This is a genomic window from Pseudoflavitalea rhizosphaerae, assembly GCF_003991355.1.
Classification (GTDB): domain Bacteria; phylum Bacteroidota; class Bacteroidia; order Chitinophagales; family Chitinophagaceae; genus Pseudobacter; species Pseudobacter rhizosphaerae.
In genome coordinates this window covers 239,088-261,081 of sequence record NZ_RCSU01000006.1, presented here as the reverse complement: position 1 = coordinate 261,081, position 21,994 = coordinate 239,088, and the positions used below count along the sequence as shown (strand labels likewise).

Annotated in this window: 18 protein-coding genes; 10 read left to right on the top strand and 8 right to left on the bottom strand. The window is 46.6% G+C overall.

All coding sequences use genetic code 11. The annotated features are described in order from the left end of the window. Nucleotides 1–184: 184 nt before the first annotated feature. The 4 genes from D9Y29_RS12725 to D9Y29_RS12710 all read left to right on the top strand — a co-directional run bounded on the left by D9Y29_RS12725 (nt 185) and on the right by D9Y29_RS12710 (nt 6,046). Nucleotides 185–1,918 (top strand): peptide MFS transporter, encoded by a 1,734-nt coding sequence (locus D9Y29_RS12725; RefSeq protein WP_127128658.1) that lies wholly within the window; start codon nt 185–187, stop codon nt 1,916–1,918. Between the two features lie 23 nt (nt 1,919–1,941). Continuing rightward, nucleotides 1,942–3,987 (top strand): OPT family oligopeptide transporter, encoded by a 2,046-nt coding sequence (locus D9Y29_RS12720; protein WP_127128656.1) that lies wholly within the window; start codon nt 1,942–1,944, stop codon nt 3,985–3,987. A 152-nt stretch (nt 3,988–4,139) separates the two neighbouring features. Continuing rightward, nucleotides 4,140–5,015, top strand: coding sequence for a hypothetical protein (locus D9Y29_RS12715; protein WP_127128654.1), 876 nt, complete (start codon nt 4,140–4,142; stop codon nt 5,013–5,015). A gap of 131 nt (nt 5,016–5,146) precedes the next feature. Further along, nucleotides 5,147–6,046, top strand: a complete 900-nt coding sequence (locus D9Y29_RS12710; RefSeq protein ID WP_127128652.1) for a hypothetical protein — start codon at nt 5,147–5,149, stop codon at nt 6,044–6,046. A 101-nt stretch (nt 6,047–6,147) separates the two neighbouring features. Here D9Y29_RS12710 and apaG read toward each other — a convergent pair whose 3' ends face one another. Beyond that, nucleotides 6,148–6,534 carry a Co2+/Mg2+ efflux protein ApaG gene (gene apaG / locus D9Y29_RS12705; protein WP_127128650.1) on the bottom strand — a complete coding sequence of 129 codons (387 nt, stop codon included), beginning with the start codon at nt 6,532–6,534 and terminating at the stop codon, nt 6,148–6,150. 144 nt (nt 6,535–6,678) lie between these two features. On the opposite strand from apaG, the gene D9Y29_RS12700 reads away from it, so the two are divergent. Next, complete coding sequence (locus D9Y29_RS12700; protein WP_127128648.1) at nt 6,679–8,130, top strand: isocitrate/isopropylmalate family dehydrogenase; 1,452 nt, start codon at nt 6,679–6,681, stop codon at nt 8,128–8,130. Nucleotides 8,131–8,296: 166 nt separating this feature from the next. On the opposite strand, the gene D9Y29_RS12695 is transcribed toward D9Y29_RS12700, so the two are convergent. From D9Y29_RS12695 to D9Y29_RS12685, 3 genes are all read right to left on the bottom strand, one after another. Further along, nucleotides 8,297–8,647, bottom strand: a complete 351-nt coding sequence (locus tag D9Y29_RS12695; RefSeq protein ID WP_127128645.1) for a translation initiation factor — start codon at nt 8,645–8,647, stop codon at nt 8,297–8,299. A 47-nt stretch (nt 8,648–8,694) separates the two neighbouring features. Further along, nucleotides 8,695–9,549, bottom strand: coding sequence for a carboxylating nicotinate-nucleotide diphosphorylase (nadC, locus tag D9Y29_RS12690; protein WP_127128643.1), 855 nt, complete (start codon nt 9,547–9,549; stop codon nt 8,695–8,697). 92 nt (nt 9,550–9,641) lie between these two features. Next, nucleotides 9,642–10,037: a DUF4783 domain-containing protein gene (locus tag D9Y29_RS12685; RefSeq protein ID WP_164735390.1), complete on the bottom strand. Its 396-nt coding sequence runs from the start codon at nt 10,035–10,037 to the stop codon at nt 9,642–9,644. 138 nt (nt 10,038–10,175) lie between these two features. Here D9Y29_RS12685 and gpmI point away from each other — a divergent pair, with 138 nt between their 5' ends. The 5 genes from gpmI to uvrC all read left to right on the top strand — a co-directional run bounded on the left by gpmI (nt 10,176) and on the right by uvrC (nt 16,716). Next, a complete protein-coding gene (gene gpmI / locus D9Y29_RS12680) occupies nt 10,176–11,708 on the top strand; it encodes a 2,3-bisphosphoglycerate-independent phosphoglycerate mutase (RefSeq protein WP_127128639.1) in 1,533 nt (510 codons plus the stop codon). Between the two features lie 252 nt (nt 11,709–11,960). Further along, nucleotides 11,961–12,542, top strand: a complete 582-nt coding sequence (locus D9Y29_RS12675; protein WP_127128637.1) for an RNA polymerase sigma factor — start codon at nt 11,961–11,963, stop codon at nt 12,540–12,542. Nucleotides 12,543–12,614: 72 nt separating this feature from the next. Further along, entirely contained in the window at nt 12,615–14,102 is a 1,488-nt protein-coding gene (locus D9Y29_RS12670; RefSeq protein ID WP_127128635.1) for a hypothetical protein, read from the top strand. Nucleotides 14,103–14,141: 39 nt separating this feature from the next. After that, complete coding sequence (locus tag D9Y29_RS12665) at nt 14,142–14,759, top strand: hypothetical protein (RefSeq protein WP_127128633.1); 618 nt, start codon at nt 14,142–14,144, stop codon at nt 14,757–14,759. 37 nt (nt 14,760–14,796) lie between these two features. Continuing rightward, nucleotides 14,797–16,716: an excinuclease ABC subunit UvrC gene (uvrC, locus tag D9Y29_RS12660; RefSeq protein ID WP_127128631.1), complete on the top strand. Its 1,920-nt coding sequence runs from the start codon at nt 14,797–14,799 to the stop codon at nt 16,714–16,716. Between the two features lie 328 nt (nt 16,717–17,044). Here the strand turns inward: uvrC and porN are convergent, their stop codons facing one another. From porN to porK, 4 genes are all read right to left on the bottom strand, one after another. After that, on the bottom strand, nt 17,045–18,094 hold the full coding sequence (gene porN, locus D9Y29_RS12655; protein WP_127128629.1) for a type IX secretion system ring subunit PorN/GldN: 1,050 nt from the start codon (nt 18,092–18,094) through the stop codon (nt 17,045–17,047). Between the two features lie 28 nt (nt 18,095–18,122). Beyond that, complete coding sequence (porM, locus tag D9Y29_RS12650) at nt 18,123–19,709, bottom strand: type IX secretion system motor protein PorM/GldM (protein WP_127128627.1); 1,587 nt, start codon at nt 19,707–19,709, stop codon at nt 18,123–18,125. 77 nt (nt 19,710–19,786) lie between these two features. Next, a complete protein-coding gene (porL, locus tag D9Y29_RS12645; protein ID WP_127128625.1) occupies nt 19,787–20,554 on the bottom strand; it encodes a type IX secretion system motor protein PorL/GldL in 768 nt (255 codons plus the stop codon). Between the two features lie 151 nt (nt 20,555–20,705). After that, nucleotides 20,706–21,980 (bottom strand): T9SS ring complex lipoprotein PorK/GldK, encoded by a 1,275-nt coding sequence (porK, locus tag D9Y29_RS12640; protein ID WP_241237911.1) that lies wholly within the window; start codon nt 21,978–21,980, stop codon nt 20,706–20,708. Between the last annotated feature and the right edge of the window lie 14 nt (nt 21,981–21,994).

The following is a 21,994-nucleotide window of genomic DNA, read 5'->3' as shown; positions in this document are numbered from 1 at the left end:
GATGAATCCGGCACTATGGTGAATTTTTCACTATTTTACGCCGCTAAAATGGATCGGACACAGCCGGAGGGCGGTTTGCAGCGGGATCGTGTATCCCTAAACACGTAGGCCTTAATCGGAAATTGACTTCTCTCCGGGCCCTGAAGCACGATCCACAACGATTGCAACACCCAAAATCCATTATATGAATTCACCCGCTGCGGGAAATCCGGGAAAGCATCCCAAAGGATTATTTGTTCTATTTTTTACAGAGATGTGGGAACGATTCAGTTACTATGGCATGCGCGCGCTGCTGGTACTGTACGTTGTTAACGGCCTGATGATGACAGATGGCTACGCCAACGATGGCGTTTATGGTAGCTACACGGGACTTGCATTCCTTACTCCATTATTGGGTGGATATTTTGCCGACAGACTCTGGGGCAATCGCCGTTCAATTGTTGTAGGCGGATTCATGATGGCTGCCGGTCAGTTACTGATGTTCTTCAGTGCATCTGTGTATACCAATGTTCCCCTCGCTCATACAATCATGTGGATTGGCCTGGCAGTGCTTTCACTGGGTACTGGCTTCTTCAAACCTAATATCTCCAGCATGGTGGGGCATCTGTATCCGAAAGGAGACAAAAGGCTCGACTCTGCTTATACCATATTCTATATGGGCATCAACCTCGGCGCTTTCATCGGTCCCCTGGTCTGCGGTGGATTAGGAAACCTGTACGATGAAAACAAGAACCCGATCCCCGAAGCTTTCAAATGGGGCTTCATGGCTGCAGCGGTTGCAATGGTTTTCGGTACTCTCTTCTTTATCTTCCTGAAGAATAAATATGTTGTGGACCCCGAAGGCAATGGCATCGGTATCGGTCCCAACAAGAACAATATCAAAAATGAAGAAGGCCGCGCACGTGAAAGCAATAAATCTTCTTTCGTATCAGTTGCCGTATGGTCTGCCATCGGCCTGGCGATGTTCTTTGTATTCAGGTATGTTGGCGATCTCGATTATATCGGCTGCTTCATTTTCAGTGTTGCGATAGCTGTATCCGGGCTGATCCTTTTCGATCAATCCCTTACTCCTTCTGAAAGAGGAAGGGTGATCGTTATCTTCATATCTGCTTTCTTTGTGATCTTCTTCTGGGCTGCATTTGAGCAGGCCGGCTCTTCACTCACATTATTTGCAGAAAGGAATACCAACCGGAGCTATGAAGTGCATACCAGCATGGGTAATGTAATCCTCTTCATCCTGGCCATTGCTGTTGTTCTGTATTATTTCCTGCAAAGAATGATGGAGATCCCATCTGAATTGAAAAAATTGTTTGCGGGTCTGGCCATTGCGGCTGTTGTACTTGCTATATATTATTATGTACAGGGCACGGCCTACGATCTTACAGAGATCCCTGCAAGCTGGTTCAACAGTGTGAACTCGATGTGGCTGATCCTGACGGCTCCCTTCCTCAGCCAGTTCTGGCAATTCCTGGGTAAACACAATATGGAGCCAAGTTCTCCGAAGAAACAATCATTCGGTCTCTTGTTGCTGGCTGCAGGTTACCTGCTCATCGCTTATGGCGTGAAAGATGTTGTAGGCACAGTAAGCATGATGTGGCTGCTGGGTCTTTACTTCCTGCATACAGTTGGTGAACTTTGCTTGTCGCCCATTGGCCTTTCACTGGTGAATAAACTGGCGCCTGCCCGTTTCACTTCCATCCTGATGGGTGTATGGTTCCTTTCGAATGCGGTGGCCAATAAATTCGGCGGTCGTCTCGGAGCGTTATTACCCAGCCAGGGACCCACACAATTCCTCGGTTACCAAATCAACAACCTATACGATTTCTTCATGCTGTTTGTGGTGATGAGCGCTATTGCTGCAGCATTGCTCTTTTCGCTGTCCTACTGGATGGAAAAAAGAATGGGTACAGTGAAATAGGTTTCTAAATTCAACGCTAAACTATGTCAGAACAAAAGTTTCAACCTTTCGTACCGGCCGACATGAAGATGGCGGAGTTCACCTTTAAGTCTGTGATAACAGGGGCGATCTTCGGTATCATCTTCGGTGCAGCAACTGTGTACCTCGCGCTGAAAGCGGGTTTGACCGTATCAGCCTCCATTCCCATTTCCGTGATGGCCATCACCCTCAGCCGTCTCTTCCTCAAAACCACCATCCTGGAAAACAATATCATCCAGACCACTGGTAGCGCGGGTGAGAGCATTGCCGCCGGTGTGGTGTTCACGCTTCCCGGATTCCTCTTCCTGAGCGATCCCAGCAGCGCTGATTATTTCAACTATTTCACTATCCTCATCCTCGCGGTTCTCGGTGGTTTCCTCGGAACACTGATGATGATCCCGCTCCGTCGTCCTTTGATCGTGAAAGAACATGGCAACCTTCCTTATCCCGAAGGAACAGCCTGTGCTTCTGTACTCAAGGCAGGCGAGAAAGGTGGCGACTTTGCAAAGACAGCCTTCTTAGGTTTGGGCGTTGCCGTGGTATATGCCTTCTTCCAGAAGATCCTGCACCTGATTGCAGAAACGCCTTACTTCATGACCAAACAGGCTAATAAATATTTTCCCTCAGCAAAACTGAGCGGTGAGATCACACCTGAATATTTGGGTGTAGGTTATATCGTTGGACCGAAGATCGGTGGTGTACTGGTTGCCGGTTCAGTACTTTGCTGGTTCGTGTTCATTCCCCTGCTGGCTTCACTGGTAGATCCAATGGCCATCGCCATGCAATTGAATAAGATCGGTTACCTGAAAGATATTGCAGTGGCTGGCGGCGCCGGTAACTGGGATCCCGTGAATAAAACTTTCGGAGATTTCTCACAGGCTATCTACCTCGCTTACGTTCGCCAGATCGGTGCGGGTGCAGTAGCAGCCGGCGGTTTCATCATGCTGATCAAAACCATTCCAACCATTATCTCTTCTTTCAAAGGAAGTCTTGGTTCTCTGAAAGGCGGACAGGGTACTGAAGCAGTAGAGCGTACCGATAAAGACCTTTCCCTGAAAGTGGTAGGTTTTGGCGTACTGGCGCTGATCATTCTGATTACTTTACTGAATGCCATTCCCGGCGAAGGTTTCGTCAGCAAGTTGATGATCGGTATCCTGGTTGTGATCTTCGGCGCCTTCTTCGTAACTGTATCCAGCCGTATCGTGGGGTTGATCGGTTCGTCCAATAACCCTATCAGTGGTATGACCATTGCAACGATCATGGGTACCTGCCTGGTGTTCATCGCCGTGGGCTGGACTGGTAAAGTATATGAGCCAATGGCGCTGGTAGTGGGCGGTCTGATCTGTATCGCTGCGGCCAATGCCGGTAATACATCCCAGGATTTGAAAACCGGTTATATAGTTGGAGCTACGCCGAAATTCCAGCAACTTTCATTGTTTGTCGGAGCGATCGTTTCTTCCATTGTGATCGGTCTTACCATTAAAGTACTTGATACTCCCACTCCTGAAATGGTGCAGGATGGAATCCAGCACGCAATCGGTACTACCAGTCTCCCTGCTCCCCAGGGTACATTGATGGCAACCCTGATCAAAGGTATCCTCGGTGGTGATCTCGACTGGCAGTTTGTACTGGTTGGTGTATTCATCGCCATCTTCATCGAGCTTTGCGGTATCAAAGCATTGTCTTTCGCTATCGGTATCTACCTGCCGCTGGCTACCACACTCCCAATCTTCATCGGTGGTATGATCCGTGGTATCGTAGACAGAAGGAAAAAGAAGAAAGGCGACCTCATTGAAGGTGCCGAAGAAGACCTTCAGAAAGGCAATCTCTTTGCAACTGGTCTTGTTGCCGGTGGCGCTATTGCCGGAGTGATCGTGGCCTTCCTTTCTGCGAATACTGGTATCCGTGAGGGACTTGAGAAGATCAGTGTGGAACATGGTCTTTCTGCAAGTCTTGGTGAAACAGGTTATTACCTCCTCGGCGCCGGTTTCTTTGCGTTGATGGGTTATATTTTGTATAGAGTAGGTATGAAGAAAACAGTAACACTGTAATCTTTTTATCCTCAATTATTTTGCAAATGCGCCTCCCCGTGAGGCGCATTTTTTATGATAAGGCTGCCCGGGGCAACGATTTTCACCGATTTTTTGTGTATTTTTCTTGACAAAGCATCTACCTGCTACAAACACCCTTAACCTTGTGAGGTATGAAATATTCTCTCTTTATTGTTTCCAGCTTGTTCCTTTTCTCTTGCAAAAAAGATAACAAGCAAGCCTATTCCAATGACACGGGTATCAGGATCAGTTCTTACAAAGCACCGGCAACTGAAGTGCAGCTTACCTATACTGATCAGAACCTGATCAGTACAATCGTAGCAAAGCAATACAAACAAAATACACTGCCTTTACCCATCGCTTCTTTTTCCATTGCCACTACTAATGTTGAGTATGTGAACAGCACTCCGGTAAAATTGGCCACCAGTATTGCAACGGGCGATATCAATGTGAGTACCAGTTCAACTTTGAAGTGGAGCGGCAAAGGCGTACTGCAGCAGATCGTTAATGAAAACCCCAGTTACCTGCCGGTCAACTGGACCGCAGATGCGCAGGGAAGGCCAACCGGTTTTTCCGATGTGGGTCCCGGAAAAAAATGGACGTACGATAAGAATGGAAATGTTGTACCGGAGAATATTCCAAACGGCTCAAGCGGTACCAAAACTTCAAACATCACTTTCACTAATCATAAGAATCCTTTCAATAATGGACGGATCGGTCTGCTGCTTTATTTGAATGCGTCGCTACATGAACCCATCGACGCTGTTCGTTACTTCTCAGCACACTTACCAGAAAAATGGGAAATTATTACAACCCGCCCCATTTCCAATATTCCCGGAGATTTGTTTCCACCGGCCACCACGTTCACATCCAAAACAATTTTCAGCTATAGTTATCTTTTTGATGGGTCCGGTTTGCTCACTGGTATTACTGAGAAAATATTGATGGAAGACAGAAGAGATGATCTGCTGGTGTATCAATCGGAAACAACTACCAATTATCCTGTAAGCAGTTACAGGATTCGATAATTAGATTGGGCGAATAACCGATTCCAAAATAATTGTACCTTAGGTCTTCCTGCCACAGCCACTGAACTTCTCAGAGCGGGATTTTGGATCCTATATTCCTATTGAACTCATTCCCGCAACAAATTCTTTTTATGAACAAGTATTTTCTATCCCTGCACAGGGCTATAAGCCTGTTATTGATCAGTGTTTCTGTACTCCTGTTTTCCTGCCAGAAAGAAACAAATGATCCGCCTCCCGAAGAACAGGAACCTTCAGATGAATATTTGATCACCGAGATGGATAATAACTATGGCAGGTATAAATTGACCTACAACGAAAAAGATCAGCTTACAGTTGCCGAATTTTTAGAGAACACCAATGATTCTCCTGATCCCAGGCCTTATCAAAAGGTAGAATACAAATATGAAAATGGAAAGGTTACAGGATTCTCTCAATGGTTTTACAACACCAGCACAAAGACCTGGGGGTCTCAATCAGAAGCTGGTTTTGTTTACGACCAGAATGGAAGAGTGAGTAAAATGAACGGGCTATCAAGTACAACCACTTATGAATATGATGTTGAAGGCAGGCCCATTAAGATCAGTCCGTCAAATTACAGGGCATTAGAATTCAGCTATAATGCAGATGGGAATGTAGTGTATGCTTTCATCACATCTGATTATCCTGGCTATCCTTATCGCTATTGGTCAGACATGAAATACACATCTCATAAGAACCTGCTTCTGAGAAATGGAACAGCATTTTTGTTATACACAGCGTTTGGAATAATGACGGGCAGACCCACCGAGGTTTTCTCAGCTCATTTACCAGAGAAGTACGAAACATTATCAGTGAGAATTCCACCGGCCCCTGTATCAGAAAGTAATATTTTCAAAGGAACGAACCTTTCAGAATATTCCTACATTTTCGATAACGATGGACTACTCAAGTCCATTACCGAAAAATACAAGAACCAGACATTTTATGGAAATACATTGGATTCAGATAACAGTGATGAGGCGCATTATGAAATCATCGCCATCAAACGATAGTCATAATTGTTATAAGGAAATTATCCAGGAAGTGAAGTAACGATAAGGATGCTACGATAAACTTGCCGACCCCAGGCAGGTTTATTTTTTTATTGCAGCAATCAATTCATCTTAAAAGGCACTATCATCTCAAATACCGGAATGTTCACCTGGAACTGGGTTTTGTTGTGCAGGTTCTCCATCTGATAAGTGCCATACATCTTTCCCATTTCACTGCGAAGATTACAACCACTCACATACTGATAGCGTTCGCCAGGTTGCAATGAAGGCTGTACACCCACCACACCTTCGCCCTCCACTTCCCTGTTACTGCCATTACTGTCCGCAATATACCAGTGACGACGGTTGAGCTTAACGGGGAATCGGTTATGGTTCTCTATGGTGATACGGTACGCAAACATATATTCACCGGAAATGGGGTTAGAGTAATCCGGCTGGTAAAACGTTTCTACGCTGATTTCTATGCCCTCGGAAATTTTAGATACCATGTACTGCAGTTTCACTTTACTATTAAAGGTAATCAAAAATCCAGCCCTCCTGAAGGAAATACACACAATTTTAATGGGGTTTAATCAACAAGCAATATACCTTTGCCTGTCGAAAAACAAAAACATACAATCAATTATTTATATATGAAAATAGCTGTAGCCAAAGGTGATGGCATTGGCCCCGAGATTATGGATGCCGTGCTGAAGATCTTTGAAGCCAATAAAGTTCCCCTCGAATATGAATTGGTTGAAATGGGTAAATGGGTGTTCGATAAAGGTTTCTCCAATGGAATGACGCCCGAAGCCCAACACACCATTGAGAATCTCGGTATCCTTTTCAAAGGGCCGATGGAAACACCCAAAGGAAAAGGCGTAAAAAGTGTGAACGTAACCGCCCGCAAAACCTGGAACACTTACGCCAACAAACGCGTGTTCCAAACCCTGCACGGTGTGGACACTGTTTTCTCCAAAGCAGGGATTCCCATAGATATCACCGTTGTACGTGAGAACATCGAAGATACTTATGGTGGTATCGAGCATATGCTCACGCACGACGTGGCCCTCAGCCGTCGCTTCATTACCCGCCCCGGCTCACTACAGGTGATCAAGTACGCTTTCGAAATGGCCAAGAAGAAAGGCGCTCGCCGCATCACCTGCGGTCATAAGGCCAATATCATGAAGATCACTGACGGCCTCTTCCTGGAATGCTTCTACGAGGTAGCCAAAGAATATCCCGATCTCAAATCAGACGATGTGATCGTAGATGATCTCTGTATGAAACTGGTTACACGCCCGGACACATTCGATGTGGTGGTGCTCACCAACCTGCAGGGTGATATCGTATCTGACCTCTGCGCAGGACTGGTAGGTGGACTGGGCTTCGCTCCTTCCGCCAATATCGGAGATCATATCTGCATCTTCGAAGCCGTTCACGGAACCGCTCCGGATATCGCGGGAAAAAATATCGCCAACCCAACAGCGCTCCTGCTCAGTGGAATCGCTATGCTGCGTCACCTCGGCCTGATGGAGAATGCCGCTATCATTGAGAACTCACTGTTATACACACTCGAACAGGGTATCCGCACCGGCGACTTCGGCGATAAGAACAAAACCGCTCTCAACACTACACAATTCTCTGAAGCCATCATCGGCAACTTCGGTAAGAAGCCTGAACAGGGTGCAAAGGAACTGCTGCCCAATATGCCTGTTACACAAACCGTGTTCAAGCTGGAAAAGAACCCCATGCTGGTTTCCAAAGAAATGGAAAACGAGAAGATCGTGGGCGTTGACATGTTCATAGAAAGTGACGAACAACCAGATATGATCGCAAAGAAATGCCAGCGTCATGCAGGCGTGAAATTCAACCTCATCAATATCAGCAACCGCGGTACACAGGTATGGCCTACAGGTTCTATCTACACCAACCTGGTGAACCAGTACAATGTCCGCTTCGAAAGCCTCGACGGATCTGCACTGAACCAGCAGGATGTTCTGGGATTGTACGTGAGCCTCAGCGGAGATTTCAAGATCTGTTCTTCTGAACTGTTGAATATGTGGGGAGATAAGAGAGCATATAGTCTCGCACAAGGACAATAATTATAACGATATAGATACAGCGTGTGGCAAGGAGATACAGCGTGTGGCCAGTCGCTCGCCTCCCGGCGAGTGACCTGTATTTGTTCGCCTCCGGCGAACACCGTGTCGCCGGAGGCGACAGAATAGAAGTCACTCGCCGGGAGGCGAGCGACTGGGCACTGCGAAATTATCCTCCTGCTTTCTTTGTTTTGCTGTATCCGTTCTTCTGCAGGAACTGCATGGTTTTTTCTCTTTGATCCCCCTGGATGATGATTTCGCCATCTTTCACTGAACCACCGGTGCCGCAGAAATTTTTCAGTTGTTTACCCAAAGCTTCCAGGTCATCATATGTTCCAACAAATCCATAGATCAGGGTTACTACTTTTCCGGCCCTTTGCTTATTATCCAGTTGAACGCGTAATTGCTGTTGCGCTGCCGGCAGCGTTGCAGCCTCATCCGCACTCTCTTCCTCATATTTGAAGTTTGGGTCCGTACTGTAAACAAATCCCCTGTTATCGCCTTTATTTTTCTTCGACATGATTTCAGTAATTGTGATTGAATAATCAGTTTTCCTGCCAGATGAATTTACACAAATTTCGCTTTCAGGCTAAGGTCCAGGCTTTTTGCCTGGTGGATCAATGCTCCCACACTTACAAAGTCAACACCTGTTTCCGCAAAGCTCACGATGGTATCCAGGTTGATGCCGCCGCTGGCTTCAGTTTCATATTTCTTATCGATGATCTGAAGCGCTTCACGCAGCTGGTCCGTTGTGAAATTGTCCAGCATGATACGGTCTACTTTTCCATATTTTACAACGCGTTTCACTTCGTCCAGCGATCTTGTTTCCACTTCGATCTTCAATCCGGGCTTCACTTCTGTAACGTAACGGTGCGCGCGTTCGATGGCCTGTTCCAGTCCGCCGCTGTAATCAACATGATTGTCTTTCAGCATGATCATATCGTACAGGCCCATACGATGGTTCACGCCGCCGCCTATGCGAACTGCCTCTTTCTCCAGCAAACGGAAATTGGGAGTGGTTTTGCGCGTATCCAGCACACGGGTATGATAACCTTTGATCTTATCGGTGTATTCCCTTGTGAGGGTAGCGATGCCGCTCATGCGCTGCATGCAGTTCAGCACCAGTCTTTCACACTGAAGAATGGTGTACACGGAAGCGCTCACTTCAAAAGCGATCTCGCCTGCCTTCATATGATCACCATCTTTCTTGAAAGCTTTGAAATCAACGGAAGGTTCTTTGTAACGGAAGATCTTCTCTGCGATCTCCATTCCGGCAAGAATGCCATCCTGTTTGATTTTAAGTACGGCAATGCCTTTTGTTTCCGGGGGAATGCTGCTGAGTGTGGAGTGGTCGCCATCGCCGATATCTTCCTGCAGGGCGGCTTTAACGAGTATGTCTAATTGTTCGTCGAATGAAAGCATAGATCACAAAGGTAGTGAACAAAAAAACAAAAAGACCCGGGGCTTGCGCCACAGGTCTTCAAGTGTTTTCAGGGATAATAAGTTGTACGTGCTTATTCGGTCAGGAGCTCGAAGCCCATTTCCTGCACTACCTGCTGATCACCCTTCTGCTTCATGTAAAATTTCGTACGATAGTTTCCGTTTTTGGTTACAAGCGTTCCAATGCAGAACTGAGCGCCATTCTGTTCGCCTTTGTGCTTTACCTGGAAGCTCTTTACTCCATTGCTGGCAAAAAAATCTTTCAGAATGATCTCTGCCTGACTTTTACTGTAGTTATCACTCTTGTTTGGAAGAGAAATATCCACCCTGCCATCGAAATACTTTGAAAGTTGGGCAGCATTTCCGCTTTTCAGGGCTGCTACTACATCTTCAATTGAATAGAATCTTGTAGTAAAGGATACCAGGAAAAGCGAAACAAGCATTGCCGCAATTCCCAGAGTCTTTTTCATAATCAACATTTTTTATGTTCGGGGTAAAAATTGCTAATTCCATGCCAAAGTAAGAATACGTTGAAAAATTACCTGCAACGATGTATTCCATTAACTTTGCTCTTTCATTGAACAAATCTAACACAATCATTCCGTTATATGAATACCAGCAAAGCAATACTGATCATTATGGATGGATGGGGCCTTGGAAAGGTGCAGGCATCCGATGCTATTCAACACGCCAACGTGCCCTTTGTGTCTTCCTTATACAATAAATATCCGCATACTACGCTGGTTACCTGTGGAGAACAGGTAGGATTGCCTGAGGGACAAATGGGCAACAGCGAAGTGGGGCATCTCAACCTGGGCGCCGGCCGGATCGTTTACCAGGAGTTGCAAAGGATCAATGTTGCCATCCGCGATGGTGAACTGCAGCAACATCCTGCCCTGATCAGTTCCATCCGTTATGCACTCGATAACAAAAAACCACTGCACCTCCTCGGTCTTGTTTCCGATGGCGGCGTGCATTCACATATCGATCACCTCAAAGCTATCGTGTCTGTTTGCGCAGAACAAGGTCTCTCCGAAGTTTATATCCATGCCTTCACAGATGGCAGGGACACAGATCCCAAAAGCGGTTACGGTTTCCTCACCGATCTGCAGAACCACCTGGATGTAGTGAAAACCGGAAAGATCGCTACCGTGAGCGGACGCTATTATGCCATGGACCGCGACAAACGCTGGGAGCGCGTGCAACTGGCTTACGATGCAATGGTAAATGGAAAAGGAGAAAAGAAGAAAGATGCACTGGAGGCCGTACGTGAATCATATGCTCATAACACAACTGATGAGTTCATCAAACCCATCGTGATCACAACTGCAGATGGCAATCCGGTTGCACAGATCAAAGACGGCGATGCAGCCATCTGTTTCAATTTCCGTACAGACCGTTGCCGCGAGATCACTGCTGTACTTACGCAGCAGGATTTCCCTGAGCAGGGTATGAAGAAACTGAAACTGCACTACACTACCATGACCGAGTACGATGCTACTTTCAAAGATGTACATGTGATCTTCGAGAACGATAATCTGCACAATACACTCGGCGAGATCCTTGCAGCCAATGGCAAGAAACAGATACGTATAGCCGAAACAGAAAAATACCCGCACGTTACTTTCTTCTTCAATGGTGGAAGAGAAGAACCATTTGATGGCGAACGCCGCCTGATGGCGCCTTCACCCAAAGTAGCCACCTATGACCTGAAGCCAGAAATGAGCGCTTACGATATCGTTGATCTCATCGTTCCGGAAATTGAAAAACAATCTGCCGATTTCATTTGCCTGAACTTCGCCAATGCAGACATGGTAGGACATACGGGCATTTGGGATGCAGTGATCAAAGCGGTGGAAACAGTTGACAAATGCGTAGAGCGTGTTGTTACAGCCGCACTCGCCAATGGTTACACCGTGTTCCTCACAGCAGACCACGGCAATGCAGATTATATGATCAACAGCGACGGTACGCCCAATACCGCGCACAGCCTGAACCTGGTGCCACTCTTCGTGATCGGTAAAGATTTCAAAGGCACACTGAAACCCGGCAAGCTGGGAGATATCGCTCCAAGCATTCTTACCGTGATGGGCTTACCCATTCCGAAAGAAATGACCGGCGAAGTGCTGATTGGCCAGTAAGACATTATACTACTGCACTGTACAGATAATGAAAAAAATGGAAGCGGAAGCGCCGGAAGGCATTTCCGCTTTTTTATTTGATGGTCCGGGAGTATCTCGATGCTTCCCTGCCGCTTCACGCTCCGGTTTCAGAACTATGGGTTTCATCCATAAAATCACGGGTCCAGGCGATTTTTCTCCCTGTTTTTTTGCCACCCGCGCAGCTATCTCTGCCAAAAATTGTCTAAATTAGAGGGCAACCAAACGGTTCATATGACCGAAGAAGCCATACTTCAAGGCTGTTTACGTAATAACACGACTGCCCAGCGGGAACTTTACCAGCGCTTTAGCCCCCGCATGCTGTCGGTGTGTTACAGGTTTGCCCACAACAGGGAAGATGCAGAGGATATGTTGCAGGAAGGTTTTATTAAAGTGTTCTCCCAGATACACACCTTCCAGAACAAAGGCGCTTTTGAAGGATGGATAAGACGAATAATGGTTCATACCTGCATCAACCATCTTAAAAAAAACAAGAAGTTCAACGAAAGCGTGGATATCATCCATGCAAATAGTGTACAGGTGAGGGAAGAATCTGTGCCCTCCATCGTACAGGCGAAGCAGGTTGTGGAATGCATCCGCTTATTACCGATAGGTTACAGAACAGTGCTCAACCTTTATGCCATCGAAGGTTACACGCATAAAGAGATTGCAGACATGCTGGATATTGAGGAAAGCACAAGCCGATCACAATACACGCGCGCCAAACAAATGCTGGAGGATATTCTTGTCAGAAAAAAGATCATTCAAAAACCGAAAGAAAAAGTCAACTGGCTGGGGATCGCAAGCGGCCGCTAAGATCTTCAGTGTATAAAATGCTTTATCCAAACCTTTGAAAAATTAAAAAACCCGTACAAACACAAAAGCATTATGGAGCGCGGTTTTTACAATGATGACTTTGAGCAACTGATCAGGCAAAAAGCTGACCAATACAAAATGTTTCCTTCCGAAAATGCATGGAAAGGAATTCATCGCTCATTGCATACGCGCAGAAAATGGTATGGTCTTGGTTTATTGCTTTTCCTTGGCGGCATCAGTTACCTCGCATCATTGCAACTGATGGCACCTTCCACTCCTGCAAAAAAGATCCATAACCATTCTCCTGCTTCAGGCACAGCCGATCAATCCAGCAATTCATCTTCCAATACTATTTCTATCAATGGTCCTGTTGCAGTAGCTTCCAATGCTTCCGGCCCAGGTCGGAACGGGTCCGGTTTCACCGTATTCTCCCCCGCGCCATTCATAGGTACCAACAAAGATGATGAAGAAACTACGGCTAACTATCCATCCGAATCAGATCTTCCTCATACCATTGTGATCACAGAATTGCCTGAACGAACAATCGTGGATGAGATCTTCCTGGAAAAGCCCGGAAAGAATGTGGACCCGGCCGGCAATGCTGCAACTGCATTCCCAGTATTCCCCGGCCAGCCTGAACAGGTACCTGTGGCCGGACTGGCGCTGGTAACCGATGTTCCCGATACCGGGACCAACAGTCACGAGATCAAATCCCCATCTGCTTCCAAAACATCTGCCAGTACTCAAAAATCCGGCAGGGAAGAAGATGAAAAGAGGATCAACTGGCTCCAGGAATATGCAGTGTATGAGCTAACGCCGCCGCCTATGCGCAGATGGGCCTGGCAACTGGCATTCTCACCAACCATGAACTATCGCAAACTCACCAGCAATACGAGTGTATATGACCAGATCAATATCAAAGGTCTTCCCGCAGGCGCTATTGAAGGTAAACCCGAAACCCTTGTAAGCCATCAACCTGCTTTGGGCTTCGGACTTGGATCTTATATAGTATACTCCATCAACAAGAATTTCAGGGTAACTGCCGGTCTGCAACTGAATTATTCCCGCTACGCTATCAAAGCATATACTGCACCAGTTCCGGAAAGAGGAAAGATTGCACTGGATGTTGCGGGCAGTCTACCCGACAGTCTCGTAAGCTATACAAGCCTGCGCAACTTCAGCGGAGAGAAGGCCGAGGATATACAGAACCAATACTTCCAGCTCTCTGCTCCCATCGGTATGGAATTGAGCCTGCTGGGTAATGAAAAACTGCAGGTAAATATCGCCGGAACCATTCAGCCTACATATCTTCTAAATCGCAACTCATACCTCATCACAACAGATTTCAAGAACTATATGAGAGCGCCCAGCCTCGTGCGCCGCTGGAATGTGAATGCCGGCGCCGAGATCTTCGTGAGCTACAAAACAGGAAGCCTCAAATGGCAGGTGGGACCGCAATTCCGCTACCAGTTGCTGAGCAGCTATGTTAAGGAATACCCCATCCGCGAATACCTGATGGAATACGGCGTGAAGATCGGTGTTACAAAAACCATTCGCTAGGCTGTTGCTTCCGCAATTGCAATTACTTATTTTTACCGGATGAAAATGAACCTGGTGATCCTGGCCATCTGCTCCTGCGTGGCTATCTGGTCCTGCAAAGATAAACCTGCACAAACGCCGGCTGAAACAATGAATGCCGACTCTTCTGCCGCTTCCGGTAAAGAAATCTCCTACCTCCCGGTTGGCGACCTCATCCGCGAAGACATTCGACGCGTGGATTCATTTGCAGCAGGCATCCTCTATAAAAAAGAAAACATAAAGACCGATTCCTCCTATATCAACCTGGAAGCATTCAAAAAGATGACAGCACAATTCCTGCTTCCCGAACTTGACTCCAGCAGGTTCCAGCAACTCTTCGGCAATGAATCCTTCATGGACGAAACCACCGAAATGATCAATTTCATCTATCCTGCAAAAGACACCACCACTTCTCTCCGCAAAGTTGTAGTATACATCAGGCCATCACTGAGCGTAGACAAAGTGAACCGGATCTACATGGAAAAAGAATTCAGGGATGGGAATGACTTCGTTCAACAGAAACTTACCTGGGTGATCGAGAAATACTTTTACATCCTCACAATCAGGCATCCGGAGAAAGGAGAGCCCGTTTCCAGCGTCGAGAAAGTGATCTGGGACCCGCAAAGCTACGCCTATTAGTAATTCCGGGCATTCCGTACCTTCGTAGGAACAGACTATGACGGCACAGGAATTTCAGCAGCAGTCCCATAAGATCCCCACCGATCCGGGCATATACAAATACTATGATACACAGGATAATCTCCTGTATGTTGGTAAAGCCAAGAGCCTGCGCAAACGGGTGAGTTCTTATTTCAGCAAGACCTTCACCTCCTACAAAACGCATGAGCTGGTGCAGCGTATCGCGCGCATCGAATTCACCATCGTGGATTCCGAACAGGATGCCTTCCTGCTGGAGAACTCCCTGATCAAACAATTCCAGCCACGCTACAATATCAACCTGAAAGATGACAAGACCTATCCTTATATCGTTCTGAAAAAAGAACCATTCCCCCGCGTATTCCTCACCCGCCGTAAGATCAACGACGGATCAGAATACCTGGGGCCATTCACTTCTGTAGCGCGGGTTCGCGAGCTGATCGATTTCATCAGGTCCAATATACCTCTGCGGACCTGCAAGCTCAATCTAACTGAAACCAACATACGAAAAAACAAATTCAAGGTCTGTCTTGAATACCATCTCGGTAATTGCAAAGGTCCCTGTGAAGGATTCCAATCCGAAGAGGACTACCAGGATGGATTGAACCAGGTAAAGAATGTACTGAAAGGAAATCTCAACCCGGTTATCCAGCATTTCAAACAGGAAATGCGCGCAGCCGCTGAACAACTGGCTTTTGAGAAAGCCGCTATCCTGCACAAAAAGATAGAGCACCTGGAACAATACCAGGCGAAGTCCATCATCGTATCCAACAGGATGATGACGGCCGATGTGTTCTCTATCCTGCGGGATAACGATCTCGCCTACGTGAACTATCTTATGATGGAGAATGGCTCCATCGTTCAAACACATACCGTACAACTGGAGACCCATCTGGATGAAACGGATGAAGAAGTGCTGGCTTTCGGTATTGCCCAATTGCGTTCCACTTTCAACAGCCTCGCTGCCGAGATCATCCTCCCCTTCCCCATCAACTACGAAGAACCTGGCGTGGTACTCACTATCCCTAAAGGCGGCGACAAAAAGAAACTCCTGGAGCTCTCAGAAAAGAACGTGAATTATTTCCGCGAAGAGTTATTCAAGAAAAAGATACTGCAACTGGAAGGCAAGGATGATATGGAGCGAAAGAAGGTGTTGTACCAACTGCAGGATGATCTGCAATTACCGGAAGTACCGGTGCATATCGAATGTTTCGACAACTCCAATTTCCACGGAAGTTATCCCGTTTCGGCGATGGTCTGCTTTAAAGATGGTGTGCCCAGCAAGAAAGATTATCGTCATTACAATGTGAAAACTGTGCAGGGTATCAACGACTTCGCCACGATGAAGGAAGTGGTTGGCAGACGTTACAAACGCCTGATGGATGAAGGTGCATCCCTGCCTCAACTGGTGATCATCGATGGTGGCAAAGGGCAGCTGGGCTACGCGCTGGAAGCCATTGAAGAACTCGGATTGCAGGGAAGAATGACATTGGTAGGCCTTGCCAAGAATGAAGAGGAACTCTTCTTTGCAGGTGATCAGCAAAGTCTGAAGCTTCCCTATAACAGCGAAAGCCTGAAACTGATCAGGCGCATCCGCGATGAAGTGCATCGCTTTGGCATCACATTCCACAGAAAGAAAAGAAGCCAGGGTACATTTAAAAATGAACTGGAACAAATCAAAGGGATCGGAAAGAATACTGCAGATCAGTTGCTGAAAGAATTCAGAAGTGTAAAGCGAATCAGGGAAGCCGGGGAAGAAGCGATTGCCAAATTGATCGGATCATCAAAAGCAAAGATCATTGCAGCCCATTTCAAAGCTACAGATAACAATGGCAATGCAGACCCCAGCAAAATTGTCAACGGCGAAAATGAAGGCCCTGCGGCTCCGCAGGAAGGCCATGCAGATAACTCATCAGATCCAAACGAAAGCGATGTCTGATAAAAGTAATACTCCAATAATTTCCGGGTAAACAAAATGTATTTGGTCGACGAATAGCGGTTTTTTGAGAGAGAGAAATGTCCTAAAAAAATAAGGGGCCCGGATAGACATCCAGCCCCGTTTTTAAAATCCAATATCCTATGAAAAACCAGTGTAAAAATAGTGAATAGGCATCACAAAACAATAACGGAAATGGGTATTTTCTAAAAATCTTACGGTGTGTTGAACCAAATCCGTCCTCAAACTGAATCATTTATAAACATTTGTATAAAAAAAATGGCATCGTAAAAATACGATGCCATTTTTTTATACCAGATTGCTTTCTGTATTAATATGACCAGAGATCCTGTTCGTAGTTGAAAATCTTCTCTTTTACATTTTCTCCTTCGAGTAATGCGAGGATTGGATCTTTTACATAAGATTTGATGAACAGATCATTCGGGTTGTTGATGGTTGACTTGATAATTCTGCTGGAGAACATACGGCTCTCGAACAATTCTTCCCAGCTAACCTTTGCTCCGAAGTTGCGGCCATTATACACTTCGTACCTGGCGAAAGTGGGGCGAAGATCAGGATAGTACACCCAGAACAACGGCGTTACATCGCGGAAGGAACCATCTTCATTATAAATGGATTTCAGCGGAGCGATACCGAGAATGCGGGTGAACAGCCTGGAAGACTCTTTGTCGAAGATCACATCTTCTTTGATCCAGTAACGTTCAACGGATTTATCAGGATCGAATTCATCGATGATGGTTGTATCCTTCATGAGGCCTTTGGAACCATCAACATCATTCACCAGGTCAGGGATCTGGATGCTTCTCGGTTTACCCACGAGCGCTTCAGAAATCTCTTTGAAGGTGATCGGGGTAGTGAACCTGTCGTCAAGAGGAGCGAAAGCAGTGATGCTGTCGTTCTTGATGGCATTGAGAAGGATCATGATAAAGCGTTGGTTACCGAGGTCGCCATCTGCTCTATAAACGAAGGGTAAGTTCATTTTTTCGTGTACATCGATCTCTCTCCATACACGTTGAACATACACCGCATCATCTTCACGGATATGCTCATACGCCAATGGAGTTCGCTCTTTTACGAGGTTGCGTTCAATGGCATTGTCGTTGCGCAGAGAAGGCTTCAGTGGCGGTATGTTAAGGTCTGCTTCCAAAGGTGCAGCCACAACGGGCTTCACGGTATCGGGAGCCGGTGCGATAGCAGCGGGATTGGCAGCAGCCTGTGTTCTGGTGCTGTTTGTTTTCTTCGCGGTGGTAGTGCGGGTAGACTTCGTGCGAACAGGCTTCTTGGCCTGCGCATCCACCTCGGTGGAAACAAACGCCAACACTGCGAGCAGCATTCCGAGTTTGATAAGACGGTTCTTCATTGTTCCCTTTGTTTAAAAGAAGTTTATATTATTTCAGCTTGAAGCTCATTGATCCGATATCGCGTTGTTTTCCGTCAGGGCCGATTACTGTGATATTATCGAAGAATACAACAGAGCCGGGGCCTGTGCGGGAAACCAGTTGAGCAGCCTGACCGCTCCAACGGTTACCGTTGTTGGTAGCTTCAGCATAAACCTGGATGGGTCCACCCTGAGCACCGAACCTGTAGCTGACAACTTTATATGGCGCTTCAAAATCTGAGTCTTCCAGTTTGGCGATGATACCACCAATGGCTTTGAATTCAGCAGCTCCGATATTACCGCTTTTCTTGGTGCCGAGGAAGGCAGCAGGATTAGGCAGGTATTTTACACGCATGGGGAACTTGTAACTTTTGCCATCGGCATTCACTACAATGTCAGCCATGCCCGGAGTTCTGGGACGTGCAACGTAGTTGTCGCCACCAGATTTGCTGATCTCACCATTGCTGAAGCTTACGCGCACTTTTTCTGCGCCTACGCTACCGCCGGAGATGGTCATTGGGTTGTCTACACCGATATACAGTACGTTCATCTTCTGAAGGAACACAGAGGCTCCTGATGGTGTACCGATTGTGTATTCAACTATTTCATTTTTTTCCTTCACTTCACCATCAGGTGTAGTGTAGCGGATCTTTACATTGATCTTTTGTGTGCCAGCGCCTGAAGCAGTGGTTTTATAGATCGCTTTACCACGCTCAAGCTGCATTTGTTTTCCACCGATGAAGATCTCTGGTTTGGCAGCTTCACTGAAAGCGCCGATACCAGCAGTGATCTCGATGGGGTCGCCGGGCATCGCATAAGTTCTGTTGGCCTGTGCGATAGCTTCAAACTGATCGTATACAAGTTTCACAGCGCCGATCTGCTGGTGGCAGAAGTCGATCACCTGGGCTTCAGAGTTCCTTACGTCGTTCTGCAATTTGTTCAGGATGGTCATGGCGGCGATTGCGGGCGTCATATGGAAATTGCTCATGGTCCAGCCATTGGCATTGTTCTCATATTTATTACCGCTGGTAGATTTCGGAACCGTCAGATCGATCGGCAGCGATTTCTGGAAATCAGCTACGGCCTTGGCTACAGCAGCTTTGGTGGCAGGATTTTCAGCGAAAGCGGGATCGTTAGGGTCCAATACACCGATCAGTTTCTTTTTGAAATCATCGATCTTTTTATACAGTTCCTCGCCTTTACCTTCTTTTTCAAGGAGACGGGTAGAGGCATCGAGTTTGTCTGCGTTCATTTTTTGTTCGCCGTTCTCTTCATGAGAACCTGCGTATTCAGCAAGCTGATTTTTCAAATTTTGAATCTCAGAATACATCGATGCAGCGAGGGCTTTTGCCGCCTCGGCCTTTGGAGCCCAGATGGCAGCCTTTGCGGCAGTTTGCTGATCTTTTTTCTTCTCATCCAGAGACTGGTAGGTCAGAGCGTTCTTATCGCTGATGATCTGGTTGGAAGTAGTGATACTGTTATTTACGGTCTCGAAGGCATTGATGATTTCTGATGATACGTTGAGTGCCAGCAATGCTGTCAACACCAGGTACATCATATTGATCATCTTCTGCCGGGGCTCTTTAGGTAAAGCCATGGATCTGGGTTTTTCAGTTTAAACAATTCAAAGTCTAATGCGTACGATTGGGTACAGGATTATTGGACTGCCTGTGATTAGCGACCTTGCATAGCGCTGAGCATATTTCCGTAAACGGTGTTCAGGCTGCTGAGGTTGCCCGCCAGTTTGGCGATTTGCTCATGAGCTTTCTTCGCATCATCAACACTGTTCTGCATGGTTTGAGAAGCAGCGGCGAGGTTGCCATAGAAACCTTTCATGGCTTTCAGGTGGTTGTTGGTGTCCTGTAATTCCAGTTCGTAGATCGCATTGAGAGAACCGAGGTTCTTTGTCAATACAGAAACCTGCTCATGGAATTGTTTAGTGCTGTCTGCTGCAGAGTTGAATGTAGTGATGGTAGCAGTAGCGCCCTGGTAGGCAGTTGTCATCTGTCCCAATGCATTGGCTGCTTCTTTTGTTTTAGCAGAGTAGTCATTGGTAGATTTTACTACATCAGATACATCAGCAATATTGCTAACAGATGTGCCCAGTTTTTTGAATCCGTCGCTCAGGCTTTTCAGGCTGGCTGGGGTGATGTCGGCATCCTGCATCATTTTGTTCATGTTGTCCAGAGCAGGGTTACCGGAAGAAGCGCCACCGGCCAGTTTAGGCAAAGCCTCAGCTATAGCGTGCATTTCAGATCCGGGAGGAGGTAAGAATGCGTATACAACAAAAATAACTGCTTCTGTGATCAGACCTGCTGTAAGGAAGAAGTCTGCCAGAGGTTGGTGCGTAATCTTCTGCCAGGCGCCAAAGATTACGATAGCAGCGCCCATACAAACGATTATGTTTACAATTCTTTCTGTTGATTTAGAAACTCCAGCCATAGATTAATTTTTAAATGGTTAGAAAACGGGTTTTCAGGGTTTGGAAATTAAATGTTTAATGCCATTACAATAAGATACTGGTTTGCTTCTCTTCGTAAATCAAAGCAATTAACGATTCAATACAGTCACAAATTTTCTACTTAGCAGAAATTTAACGTTTCTTCTGCGAAGCTGGTAAATCAATCACGCAACGGAAGCCAATATAAGCTTTAGCAGTATCCATGTACTCATAGTTCCTGGCGCTTGTCTGGAGGAAGTAACCTACATCTTTCCAGCTGCCGCCACGGATCACCTTACGCTTCATTCTGGGAGGGTCAGAATCCTGCGCGTTGAAGCGGATATCAGGATTCATGTCATGTTGGAAATTATATGCACCCTCATAATACAGGGAAGAAGTCCATTCAGCTACGTTACCAGACATGCAGTAAAGGCCGAAATCGTTGGGCCAGTAAGCATCGGCACGTGCAGTGTAGAAAGCTCCGTCCTCAGGGTAGTTACCACGGCCGGGTTTGAAGTTGGCCAGGAGGCAACCCTGTTTGTTACGGAGGTAGTAGTTACCCCAGGGGAACATTGATTGTGAACGACCGCCACGGGCTGCATATTCCCACTCTGCTTCTGTAGGCAGACGGAAGTCAGACTCTGTAGCTCTCTTCTTGGATTCCAGGAAAGAATTCAGATAATGCGTTCTCCATTCGCAGAAAGCAGTGGCCTGGTTCCAGTTCACACCTACCACGGGATAGTTACCGAAGGCAGGGTGGGAAAAGTAACGCTTGGTCATCGGTTCATTGTAGGAATAGCTGAAGTCGCGGATCCAGATCAATGTATCGGGATAAATCTTGATATCTTTCTTTACGATGAATTTGCTGCGGGGAACACCTTTGTTCTCACGTTTGGCTGCTTCTTTCAGATCAAAAGTTTCAGAATGATAAACGATCTTATCCGGATCGATCTCTTTCTTACCAAAGATCCTGTTCTCAGGAGTCAGGATCATCTGGTCGATCTTCTCGATAGTAGCCTTATCGTTGTACTTGATGGTTTTGGCTTTTTTCCAGTCAACCACAAACACGCCATCCACTTCCTTACCGTATTGCAGTCTTACGGCGGCAGTAGAGTCGCGCACCCAGTTCACGAACTGGCGGTACTCGTTGTTGGTGATCTCGGTGGCATCCATCCAGAAGCCATTGATGGAAACCTGCTTATTTCTGGCAGTATAGTTGAAGTTGATGTCCTCATCAGAGGGACCCATATGGAAGGTTCCAGGTGGGATATAAACCATTCCGAGCGGCTTAGTCAGGTTGTTGGCATTAGCCGGAGCAACACCATGAAGCTGGCCGTCATTAGGCAGTCCTTTTGACTTTCCGCTCTTGCCGCAACCGGTGGCAATGACCATCACCCCCAGGGCTGTCAAAACGGATAGGTTTTTCATTTTCATCATATTAA

What these genes read in the sequence shown, in the direction of transcription:
- D9Y29_RS12725 (WP_127128658.1), top strand. Translation starts at nt 185, where the DNA reads ATGAATTCACCCGCTGCGGGAAATCCGGGAAAGCATCCCAAAGGATTA.
- D9Y29_RS12720 (WP_127128656.1), top strand. Translation starts at nt 1,942, where the DNA reads ATGTCAGAACAAAAGTTTCAACCTTTCGTACCGGCCGACATGAAGATG.
- D9Y29_RS12715 (WP_127128654.1), top strand. Translation starts at nt 4,140, where the DNA reads ATGAAATATTCTCTCTTTATTGTTTCCAGCTTGTTCCTTTTCTCTTGC.
- D9Y29_RS12710 (WP_127128652.1), top strand. Translation starts at nt 5,147, where the DNA reads ATGAACAAGTATTTTCTATCCCTGCACAGGGCTATAAGCCTGTTATTG.
- apaG (WP_127128650.1), bottom strand. Translation starts at nt 6,534, where the DNA reads ATGGTATCTAAAATTTCCGAGGGCATAGAAATCAGCGTAGAAACGTTT.
- D9Y29_RS12700 (WP_127128648.1), top strand. Translation starts at nt 6,679, where the DNA reads ATGAAAATAGCTGTAGCCAAAGGTGATGGCATTGGCCCCGAGATTATG.
- D9Y29_RS12695 (WP_127128645.1), bottom strand. Translation starts at nt 8,647, where the DNA reads ATGTCGAAGAAAAATAAAGGCGATAACAGGGGATTTGTTTACAGTACG.
- nadC (WP_127128643.1), bottom strand. Translation starts at nt 9,549, where the DNA reads ATGCTTTCATTCGACGAACAATTAGACATACTCGTTAAAGCCGCCCTG.
- D9Y29_RS12685 (WP_164735390.1), bottom strand. Translation starts at nt 10,037, where the DNA reads ATGAAAAAGACTCTGGGAATTGCGGCAATGCTTGTTTCGCTTTTCCTG.
- gpmI (WP_127128639.1), top strand. Translation starts at nt 10,176, where the DNA reads ATGAATACCAGCAAAGCAATACTGATCATTATGGATGGATGGGGCCTT.
- D9Y29_RS12675 (WP_127128637.1), top strand. Translation starts at nt 11,961, where the DNA reads ATGACCGAAGAAGCCATACTTCAAGGCTGTTTACGTAATAACACGACT.
- D9Y29_RS12670 (WP_127128635.1), top strand. Translation starts at nt 12,615, where the DNA reads ATGGAGCGCGGTTTTTACAATGATGACTTTGAGCAACTGATCAGGCAA.
- D9Y29_RS12665 (WP_127128633.1), top strand. Translation starts at nt 14,142, where the DNA reads ATGAAAATGAACCTGGTGATCCTGGCCATCTGCTCCTGCGTGGCTATC.
- uvrC (WP_127128631.1), top strand. Translation starts at nt 14,797, where the DNA reads ATGACGGCACAGGAATTTCAGCAGCAGTCCCATAAGATCCCCACCGAT.
- porN (WP_127128629.1), bottom strand. Translation starts at nt 18,094, where the DNA reads ATGAAGAACCGTCTTATCAAACTCGGAATGCTGCTCGCAGTGTTGGCG.
- porM (WP_127128627.1), bottom strand. Translation starts at nt 19,709, where the DNA reads ATGGCTTTACCTAAAGAGCCCCGGCAGAAGATGATCAATATGATGTAC.
- porL (WP_127128625.1), bottom strand. Translation starts at nt 20,554, where the DNA reads ATGGCTGGAGTTTCTAAATCAACAGAAAGAATTGTAAACATAATCGTT.
- porK (WP_241237911.1), bottom strand. Translation starts at nt 21,980, where the DNA reads ATGAAAAACCTATCCGTTTTGACAGCCCTGGGGGTGATGGTCATTGCC.